Origin of the sequence: Micromonospora sp. NPDC005220 (genome assembly GCF_040607895.1) — a bacterium.
Classification (GTDB): Bacteria; Actinomycetota; Actinomycetes; order Mycobacteriales; family Micromonosporaceae; genus Micromonospora.
Genome location: NZ_JBEXHP010000006.1, coordinates 132400 through 142340 on the forward strand (window position 1 = coordinate 132400; position 9941 = coordinate 142340).

General features: G+C 70.1%; 7 protein-coding genes and 1 pseudogene. 2 read left to right on the plus strand and 6 right to left on the minus strand.

The window, feature by feature from the left end; genetic code table 11:
* Positions 1–862 (minus strand): annotated as a pseudogene (locus ABZU52_RS04755) (hypothetical protein); the annotation flags it as partial.
* A gap of 602 nt (positions 863–1464) precedes the next feature.
* Between ABZU52_RS04755 and ABZU52_RS04760 the strand changes: the two are divergent.
* Positions 1465–3273, plus strand: a complete 1809-nt coding sequence (locus ABZU52_RS04760) for a glycoside hydrolase family 6 protein (protein WP_354969731.1) — start codon at positions 1465–1467, stop codon at positions 3271–3273.
* Positions 3274–3396: 123 nt separating this feature from the next.
* On the opposite strand, the gene ABZU52_RS04765 is transcribed toward ABZU52_RS04760, so the two are convergent.
* The 5 genes from ABZU52_RS04765 to ABZU52_RS04785 form a co-directional block, all read right to left on the minus strand.
* Entirely contained in the window at positions 3397–3783 is a 387-nt protein-coding gene (locus ABZU52_RS04765) for a hypothetical protein (protein ID WP_354969732.1), read from the minus strand.
* A 119-nt stretch (positions 3784–3902) separates the two neighbouring features.
* A complete protein-coding gene (locus ABZU52_RS04770; RefSeq protein ID WP_354969733.1) occupies positions 3903–4211 on the minus strand; it encodes a hypothetical protein in 309 nt (102 codons plus the stop codon).
* Positions 4212–4227: 16 nt separating this feature from the next.
* A complete protein-coding gene (locus ABZU52_RS04775; protein ID WP_354969734.1) occupies positions 4228–5886 on the minus strand; it encodes a sodium:solute symporter family protein in 1659 nt (552 codons plus the stop codon).
* 196 nt (positions 5887–6082) lie between these two features.
* Positions 6083–7117 (minus strand): hypothetical protein, encoded by a 1035-nt coding sequence (locus tag ABZU52_RS04780; protein ID WP_354969735.1) that lies wholly within the window; start codon positions 7115–7117, stop codon positions 6083–6085.
* An 11-nt stretch (positions 7118–7128) separates the two neighbouring features.
* Complete coding sequence (locus tag ABZU52_RS04785; RefSeq protein ID WP_354969744.1) at positions 7129–7722, minus strand: hypothetical protein; 594 nt, start codon at positions 7720–7722, stop codon at positions 7129–7131.
* A gap of 317 nt (positions 7723–8039) precedes the next feature.
* Between ABZU52_RS04785 and ABZU52_RS04790 the strand changes: the two genes are divergently transcribed.
* The coding region (locus ABZU52_RS04790; RefSeq protein ID WP_354969736.1) for a nitrate- and nitrite sensing domain-containing protein at positions 8040–9941 on the plus strand (1902 nt) is incomplete at its 3' end.

The window sequence follows — 9941 nt, forward strand, 5'->3', positions numbered from 1 at the left end:
ATTCGGAGCCGTGCTCGTCCTTCGACTCCCAGTCCTTCTTGTCGGAGCCGTATTCGGAGCCGTGCTCGTCCTTCGACTCCCAGTCCTTCTTGTCGCGGCTGTCTTCGGCGTCCTGGCCGTGCTCCTCGCCCTTCCAGTCCTTGCTGCCCTCGTCGCCGTAGGCGTCGGCGGCAGCGCCGCCGCCCTGGCCGCCCTCGCCGTACTCGTCCTGGCCCTTGTCGTCCTTGCCGTGCTCGTCCTTGCCGTTTTCGTCCTTGCCGTTTTCGTCCTTGCCGTTTTCGTCCTTGCCCTCGTGGTCCTTGCCCTTGTCGTCCTTGCCGTGCTCGTCCTTGCCGTTTTCGTCCTTGCCGTGCTCGTCCTTGCCGTTTTCGTCCTTGCCGTGCTCGTCCTTGCCGTTTTCGTCCTTGCCCTCGTGGTCCTTGCCCTTGTCGTCCTTGCCGTTTTCGTCCTTGCCGTTTTCGTCCTTGCCGTTTTCGTCCTTGCCCTTGTCGTCCTTGCCCTTGTCGTCCTTGCCCTCGTGGTCCTTGCCGTGCTCGTCCTTGCCGTTCTCGTCCTTGCCCTTGTCGTGGTCGGAGGAGTTCTCCTCCTCCTCACGCCACTCGCGGTCCTCGCCCCGGTCTTCACGCGCCGGCTTGAGCTTGACCTTGCCGGTGACCTTGGACCACACGTACGCGTGCTCCTGCCGATCCGGGCAGATCTCGAGGAGCTTGACCTCGTCGCCAGCCTTGACAACGTGCGGCTTGGCGTAGACCTTGCCGTCGTCGTGGCCGTCGGCGAACGCGATCCCCGGCGCGAACACCAGGAGCGACGCGCCGCCGAGTGCGGCGCCCGCAACGACCTTCCCGAGCATCTTCTTAGCCATGACCTGCGTCACTCCATCCCTGTTGCCCTGAGCCCGGCGACAACCGAGCTAAGACCGACGTTAGACCGTTTCACGACTTATAAGGGGAAAGATTCGTGTTTTGCCCTTTGATCCAAGTAAGAGGTGAAGGGGTGCGGCGGGGCTTTCGCCGCGCCGAGCGTCGTGTCGGCTCTCCCGCCACCCGGTGGGCGCGACACGGTGTTCCACGCTCACCGTGCCCGGCCGGGTCGGTCATCCGGTACTGGCGGGTCCAGGCCGACCCGTGCCGCTCGGGCGCAGTCGGGGGTATCGTCCGAAAACGGCCCCAGCGACGTATCGAGCCATTGCCATGGAAGCGCTCCCATGTAAGAATCGGCGAACGCGGTTCAGAGAGCCATACCGTGCAGGCAGGGGAGTCGAGGGCACCCGGGTAACCGGGGCGACACACCGCCGCCGATCGACCGGCCGACGCATCGGCCGGGCACCGCCACCACCATCGCCCGTCCGGGTCGGGCGCCCCCCAAAGAATCCCGTTGGCGCCGGCGGCCGTCCGTGCAGGACGCCCATCGGGCCGTCCCGCCGGGCCGTACGTGGGCCCGGTCTCGCCCAAGGAGATCAGTGGCATGAATGTGTGGAGAAAACTAACCGGCCCACGCCGGGCCCTCGCGCTCGCTGGCGCGGGTGCCCTGGTCGCCGGTGGGCTCGTAACGATTCCGGTTACCGCGGCGCAGGCCGCGACGCAGTGCGACATCGCGTACACCAGCAACGACTGGCCCGGCGGTTTTACCGCGAACATCACCATCAGGAACGTCGGCGACCCGCTGAACGGCTGGACGCTGGGCTGGACCTTCCCCAACTCCAGCCAGCGGGTGCAGCAGGGCTGGTCGGCCACGTTCACCCAGTCCGGCAGCCAGGTCACCGCCCGGAGCCTGTCCTACAACGGCACCCTGGCCACCGGCGCGTCGACGAGCATCGGCTTCAACGGCGCGTGGAGCGGCAGCAACCCGAAGCCGACCTCGTTCACCCTGAACGGCGTGGTCTGCAACGGTGGCACCACCCCGCCCACCACGCCCCCGCCCACCACCACGCCTCCGCCCACCACGCCTCCGCCCACTACGCCTCCGCCCACTACGCCCCCGCCCACCACGCCCCCGCCCACCACGCCTCCGCCCGGCACCAAGGTCGACAACCCGTACGCCGGGGTGCGCGGTTACGTGAACCCGGAGTGGAAGGCCAAGGCGGACGCCGAGGCCGGCGGAAGCCGGGTCTCCAACAACCCCACCGCCGTCTGGCTGGACCGGATCGCCGCGATCAACGGCACGCCGAACAGCAGCTCCAACGGTGCCTTCGGGGTGAAGGACCACCTGGACGAGGCGCTGCGCCAGGGCGCCGGCTACATCCAGTTCGTGATCTACAACCTGCCCGGCCGGGACTGCTCGGCGCTCGCCTCCAACGGTGAGCTGGGCCCGGACGAGCTGCCGAAGTACAAGTCCCAGTACATCGACCCGATCGCCGCGATCCAGGGTGACTCGAAGTACAGCAGCCTGCGGATCATCAACATCATCGAGATCGACTCGCTGCCGAACCTGGTGACCAACACGTCCGGTCAGCCCGGTGGCACGGCCATGTGCGACACGGTCAAGGCCAACGGCGCGTACGTCAACGGTGTCGGCTACGCGCTGGCCAAGCTGGGCGCGATCGGCAACGTCTACAACTACATCGACGCCGGCCACCACGGCTGGCTCGGCTGGGACAGCAACTTCAACCCGAGCGCCGAAATCCTGAAGACCGCTGCGGTCGCCTCCGGCAGCACGGTGAACAACGTGCACGGGTTCATCACCAACACGGCGAACTACTCGGCGCTGCAGGAGCCGTACTTCAAGGTCACCGACAGCGTCAACGGCCAGACGGTGCGGCAGTCCAAGTGGATCGACTGGAACTTCTACGTCGACGAGCTGTCGTTCGCCCAGGCGTTCCGGACCAAGCTGGTCTCGTTGGGCTTCAACTCCAACATCGGCATGCTGATCGACACCTCCCGCAACGGCTGGGGCGGCGCCAACCGGCCCACCGGCCCGGGTGCGACGACAAGCGTCGACACGTACGTCAACGGTGGTCGGATCGACCGCCGGGCCCACGCCGGCAACTGGTGCAACCAGGCCGGTGCCGGTCTCGGCGAGCGGCCCCGGGCGAACCCGGCCACGGGTATCGACGCCTACGTCTGGGTGAAGCCGCCGGGTGAGTCGGACGGCTCCAGCCAGGCGATCCCGAACAACGAGGGCAAGGGCTTCGACCGGATGTGCGACCCGACGTACGGCGGCAACGCCCGCAACGGCAACAACCCGACCGGTGCACTGGCCAACGCGCCGATCTCCGGCGCCTGGTTCTCCGCCCAGTTCCAGGAGCTCATGCGCAACGCGTACCCGGCGCTCTGATCGGGTAGCTCACGCACCAACCCGCTGCCGGTGGTTGGTGAGGCACTGTTGGCAGCAGGTTCCCCCGGGTCCCCGGCTCGACCGTCAGAGGTCGGGCCGGGGACCCCCCTTTGTACGCCCCGATCAGGGCACGGTGCGTTCGATCGCCGCCCGGCCCTGCTCGGCCAGGTCACGGCGGGCCTTGTCCAGGTTCTCCGGGGTCAGGTCCTGGCCGCGGGCCATCACCAGGTCCTCCGGCTCCCAGGGCTGTTCGCTCCCGGTGCGGATGTTGTCTCCGCCAGCGCCGGTACCCGTCCCGGTCGCACCGGTGCCGGCCGCGTACGGGTCGCCGATCAGGTCGTCGGTGTCCGGCGCGAGGTCGGCCGGTCGGTCGCGGGGTTCGGCGAAGACCGGGGTGTCCCGGTCCGGGCCACCTCCGGTCTGCAGCTGCGGCACGGTGGCGTCATCATCCACCGCCGAGGCCACCTCGGGGCTGTCCTCCAACGCTGGTTGGCGATCGCGATCGGTCATGGTGCTGCCTCCTGGGTCCGACACGGTGCCTGATTGCCTCGCGTACCCCTTCGTGCCGCGCTCATGCCGCACGGCCCGGCGGTCAGGCCGGGCCGCGCTCGTCTGGTGCGGTCAGTCGGTCAGGCCCCGGGCTGCTGCTCGTTCGGCGCCGGCGGTTCCGCCGGGCGCAGCCACTGCCAGAGCAGCATGAGCAGGCCGAACACGAGCATCGCCAGCCCGGCCCACAGGTTGATCCGGACGCCTTCGGCCTTGTCGATCTCGGCCCGGCTGTCGAAGATACCGATCAGCGTCACGATGATCCCGTACGCGACGAAGAGGCCACCGATCACCCGGCGGATGTCGAACAGCCGGGCCGCGGCGGAGCGCCGCTGCTCCGCCTGCGTCTCGTCGATCAGCGGGTCCTGTGCCGGCTGGCCGTCGTTGCTCATCTGCCGACCCCTTTCCTTAGAAGACCGGGATGTAGAAGAGGGCGGCCAGCGCGACCGCGATCAGACCGAGCAGCACCGGGGAGCGGTACCAGACGGCGTCCCCGGCGAGCACGTCGCCCTTGAGGTCCACGCCGCCCATGCCGTACACCAGGCCGCGCAGTTCCTCGTCCCGCTTGGGGGCGGTGAGCGGGGTGAGGACCACGGCGACGATCGCGACCGTGACGAACGCGATGCCGGCGCCCCAGAAGCTCTCCTCCAGGTCGGAGTTGAAGTGGATCACGCCGCCCTTGTAGAGCAGGTACGTCGCCAGCGACGCCAGGGTGCCCAGCAGCAGCGACCAGAAACCGGCCAGAGCGCTCATCCGCTTCCAGAACATGCCGATGATGAACGTGGCGAACAGCGGCGCGTTGAACAGCGAGAAGAGCGCCTGGATGTAGTTCATGATGTTGCTGAAACCGGCGGCGATGAACGCGGTGCCGATCCCGATCACCACAGCCGCGACCGTCGCCCACCGGCCGATCCGCAGGTAGTAGTCGTCCGACCGGCCGGGCCGGAGGTACGCCTGCCAGATGTCGTAGGTGAGAACGGTGTTGAAGCCGCTCACGTTGGCCGCCATGCCCGCCATGAACGAGGCGAGCAGGCCGGTGACCGCCACTCCGAGCACGCCGTTGGGGAGCAGGTCGCGCATCAGCAGAGGGATGGCGTTGTTGTACTGGAGGTCGCCACTCTCCGCGCCGAGGCCCTTCACCGTCACCAGGGCGACCAGGCCAGGAATGACCGTGACCAGGGGAATGAACAGCTTCGGGTACGCGGCGATGATCGGCGTACGCCGGGCGGCGCTCATGTTCTTCGCGGAGAGGGCCCGCTGCACCTCGGCGAAGTTCGTCGTCCAGTAGCCGAACGACAGCACGAAGCCCAGGCCGAAGACGATGCCGATCCACTGCGCGCCCAGCGGGTTCGCCGTGCTGCCGGTGTCCTGCCACGCGTGCAGGCCCGCCTCACCGAGCCTGGAGTCGCGGACAGCGTCCATCAGGCCATTCCAGCCGCCGACCTTCACCAGGCCGATCACGGTGACCGGGATGAGGCCAGCGAGGATGACGAAGAACTGGAGCACCTCGTTGTAGATCGCCCCGGACAGGCCGCCGATGGTGATGTACGCCAGCACGATCGCCGCGCCGACCACGATCGCCGTCCAGAGCGGCCAGCCGAGCAGCGCCTGCATGACGAGGGCCAGCGCGTAGAGGTTCACGCCGGCGATCAGCACCTGGGCGACGGCGAAGCTGAGCGCGTTGAGCAGGTGGGTGGGGCGGTTGAATCGCAGCCGCAGGTACTCTGGCACGCTGCGGACCTTGGAGCCGTAGTAGAACGGCATCATCACGATGCCCAGGAAGACCATCGCCGGGACGGCGCCGATCCAGTAGTAGTGGACCGTCATCACGCCGTACTGGGCCCCGTTCGCGGCCATTCCGATGATCTCCAACGCGCCCAGGTTCGCCGAGACGAAGGCGAGACCGGTCACCCAGGCCGGCAGGGAGCGGCCGGAGAGGAAGAAGTCGACGCTGGTCCGGATCGCCCGGCGCGCGGCGAAGCCGACCCCGAGGACGGTGACGAAGTACAGCGCAAGAATCAGATAGTCCAGGCCGTTCATGTTGAGCCGAAGACCGTCGCCGTCCATCCCGTCACCCCTCGTCCCGACGTCCGAACTCGTTGGTTCGCGCGCGCCTAATTCCCCGTCTGCGCGGTTTCACTCCCCGAGGTCGAGACTGCCGTGTTGCGACCCGGTCGGGCGGTCTCGGGCGCTCGGTGCCGGTGGGCGCGCAAAAGGGCGCCCCGGCCGTCACGGCCGGGGCGCCAGGTGTCCGTCGGGTGGGTCAGCGACCCAGTACGCGGTCCAGGAAGTCCCGGTAGTTGCGGACCGCCATCCGCAGCTGCTCGGTGTCGGCGGAGCCGGCGTCCTGCCACCCGCCCAGCGTGTTCTTCTGCGCGGCCAGCGCCGAGGAGAGGGCCTGGATGGCCTCCTCCACCAGCGACTGCGCCTCGCCGGCAGCCGCCTGTGGGTCGTCCACGAAACGCAGCTGCACGTCCCGCCAGCGGTCCCGGAAGCCCTGCGCGGTGTCCGGCTCGAGGAGCGTGGCCGGCTCGGCCGCGACGGTCGACCCGGCAGGTCGGGATGTTCCGGCGGACTCCAGCGTGGGGCTGGTGTCGTCGCCGGGAACCGGTTCGCCGTCGGCGTCCGGGTCGACCATCTCCGGTGTCGCGCTGCCGTAGCCGGCCGCGCCCGCCGTGGCCGCGTCCCGATCGCCGGTCAGGTCGCCGCGCCGCTCGGGGTCGCCGTCCGTACTCCCCGGCGGGACGACGGTCCGGGCGGACGTGTCCGCGTCGGTGCGGTCGTCGAAGTCGGTGCGGTCGTCGAAGTCCGCGCTGTCGTCGTCGACGTCCGTGTCGCGGCGGTGCAGCTCAGCGGTGGGGTCGGCGCGTAGACCTTCCCGCTCGCCGTCCTCGGCGCCGTCGCCCGGCTGGGCGGTCTGCTCGGCCCGGGGGTCCGGCTGATCCTGTGGGCGCGGGCTGGCCAGTGCGGAGGCGGCCACCGCGTCGGCCACCGTGGTGGCGCCGAACGTCGTCGGCAGCGGTCCCGGCTCGTGGAAACCGCCCTCGTCGGTGGACCGGTCGTCGCGCCGGTGGCGCGGGTCGGAGTCGTCGGTCAGCTCGTCGTCGGCCGGGTCGTACGCGCCATCCCGGTCGGTGTCGTCGGTCCGCTCGTGGGCGGCGGTCTGGTCGTCGAAGGTGCCCCGCTCGTCGAGGGCGTCCTCAGGGACGTCCGAGCGGCCGGCCGGGGGTACCGGCACGGGCGCGGACCGGACGGCCTCCGGGTGGTCGTTGCTCACCTGCTGCTCTTCCTGGCGCATCGGTGGCCTCCTCAGCGGCTCGTGGCGTCGTGGTCCGGGTGGTGGCGCTGTTCGGGCGTGCGGTGGCCGACCGGCTCCTCGCCCAGCAGGTCGGCGAAGAGTGCGCGGTAGTGCACGACCGCCTGCCGCAGCTCCTCGGTGCTGGCCTCACCCCGGGAGTTGCGCAGGTGGATCTCGTGCGCGTCCCGGTAGTTGGTCAGCGTGCGGGCGTGCTCGACGGAGAGGTGGGCGATCTGGTCGGAGAAGTCGCCGGTCGGGTAGCCCTGCTCCTCGATGAGCCGGGTGACCAGTTCGTCCGCGTCGCCCACGGTCTCGCCGGGGGAGTCGATGAAGCGGACCTGGAGTTCCTCCCAGGCGGCGGCGTAGCGGGCCCGGGACTCCGGGCTGAGTGGGGTGAGCGTGAGCTCGGCATGCCGGCGTTCCCGGTCGCGCAGCTCGCGCTCCGCGGCGGACCGGCTGTCCTGCTCCGCCACCACCCGGTCGTACTCCGGCCCGAACCGGTTGCGCAGGGCGCGGCGGTTGTTGAGCGAGCGGGCGGCCACGGCCAGCGCCGCGACGATCACCAGCACGACGAGCACGATGACGACTATCTGCATGGACGACATGGGCTCCTCCTTCGTCATCTGGTATTCCCTCCGCGTAGTGATCGCCAATCCCGATCCGAGGGACTTTCCTGATGAGGGCCGCACCCATCCGGCAAAACTTGACTCATTCCAGACAAGGCCGTTCGTCATTCCCGCCGCCCGCACATCCCGGAGCGTCGATGTTCACGCGACGGGCGGTAGTGCAACGGCGGTTGATTACGTATCCTGCCCAAGGCGCCCGCGCCGGTGCCCGGCGATGCGGCCGGGCGCGCAGCCGGCCGGCGCGTTGCCCGGCGGTGCCGGCACCCCTCCTGCCACCCCTGTACGGGCGAGGTCTGATGAGAACCCGCGACTGGCCGATCCGCTCGAAGCTGACCGCGTTGGTCGTCGCGCCGGTGACCGCGCTGCTGGCGCTGTGGATCTTCGCGACCACACTGACCTTCGGTCCCGCCCTGAACCTGCTCTCCGCCCGCACCCTGCTGTACGACCTGGGTCGCCCCGGCGAGACAGTGGTCACCGAGCTGCAACGGGAACGCCGGCTCTCGGTGGTGCAGCTCGCCGGCAACACCGAACTGCCCGCCCTCGCCGAGCAGCGCGGGCGCACCGACCGGGCGGTCGCCGAACTGCGCCGCCGGGTGGACGGGGAGCCACTGCGCGACGCCGCGGGCGACCTGCTGGAAACCCGGGTCGACCAGCTGGTCACCGCCCTGGCGGCGTTACCCAGCGGGCGGAAGTTCATCGACGACCGAAAGGTCGACCGTTCCGGCGCTATCGGCCTGTACAGCGGCATGGTCGCGGCGGCCTTCCAGGCGTTCGCCGGCATGGCGACCCTGACCGACCCGGACATCAACCGGCAGGCACTGGCGCTCACCGCGCTGGGTCGCTCCCGGGAACTGCTCGGCCAGACCGACGCGCTGCTGGCCGGCGCGCTCACCGCCGGACGGTTCGCCGAGGGAGAGCACACCCAACTCGTACAGGCCATCGGCAACCAACGGTGGCTCACCGAGAGCGCCGTGGCCGACCTGCCCGCGAGCAGCCGGGTCGCGTACCAACGGCTGACCGAGGGTGAGGCGTTCACCCGGCTGCGCACGATGCAGGACGCGCTTGTCGTACCGAACCGGTCCGGCCGGCCGGCGGTCGACGCGGCGGACTGGCAGGCCAGCCAGGACGCGGTTCAGCAGCAGTTGCGGGACTTCGAACTGTCCGAGGCCGACGCTCTCACCGACCGGTCGGTGCCGATGGCGGTCCGCATCCTGGTGCGGCTGGCCGCCGCCGGCGTGCTCGGGCTCGTCGCGGTGGTCGTGTCGGTGCTGGTGGCGCTGCGGGTCGGCCGCAACCTGGTCCGGCGGCTCAGCGGCGTCCGCACCGCCGCGCTGGAGCTGGCCGAGCACCGGCTGCCCGACGTGGTGACCCGGCTGCGTCGTGGCGAGCAGGTCGACGTCGCCCGAGAGGCGCCGCCGCTGGAGTACGGCCACGACGAGATCGGCGAGGTCGGGCGGGCCTTCACCGAGGTGCAGCGCACCGCCGTCCAGGCCGCGGTGGACGAGGTCACCCTGCGTCGCGGGCTCAACGAGGTCTTCCTCAACATCGCCCGGCGGAGCCAGAGCCTGGTGCATCGTCAGCTGCACCTGCTGGACCGGATGGAGCGGCGAAGCGAGGACCCGGACGAGCTGGCCGAGTTGTTCCAGGTCGACCACCTGGCCACCCGGCTGCGCCGGCATGCCGAGGACCTGGTCATCCTCGCCGGCTCCGCACCGGGCCGGGGCTGGCGCAACCCGGTCGCCATGGTCGACCTGATCCGCGGCGCGATCTCCGAGGTCGAGGCGTACGAACGGGTGGACGTCACCGCCGTACAGCCGGCCGGCGTGCTGGGGCGGGCGGTCGGCGACATCATCCACCTGCTCGCGGAGCTGGTCGAGAACGCCACCGCCTTCTCCCCGCCGGACACCCGGGTCACCGTCACCGGGGCGCAGCTGCCCACCGGGTACGCCCTGGAGATCACCGATCAGGGGCTGGGCATGTCCGACGCGGCGCTGGAGACCGCCAACACCCGGCTGGCCAGCTCGCCCGAGTTCGACCCGGCGCAGAGCGCCCGACTTGGCCTGTTCGTGGTGGCCCGGCTGGCGGCCCGGCACGGCGTACGGGTGCGGTTGCGCCCCTCCGGGCAGGGTGGCGTGACCGCCGTGGTGCTGGTCCCCAGCGATCTGGTCACCACCGAGCCGCCGGCCGGCCCCGACCCG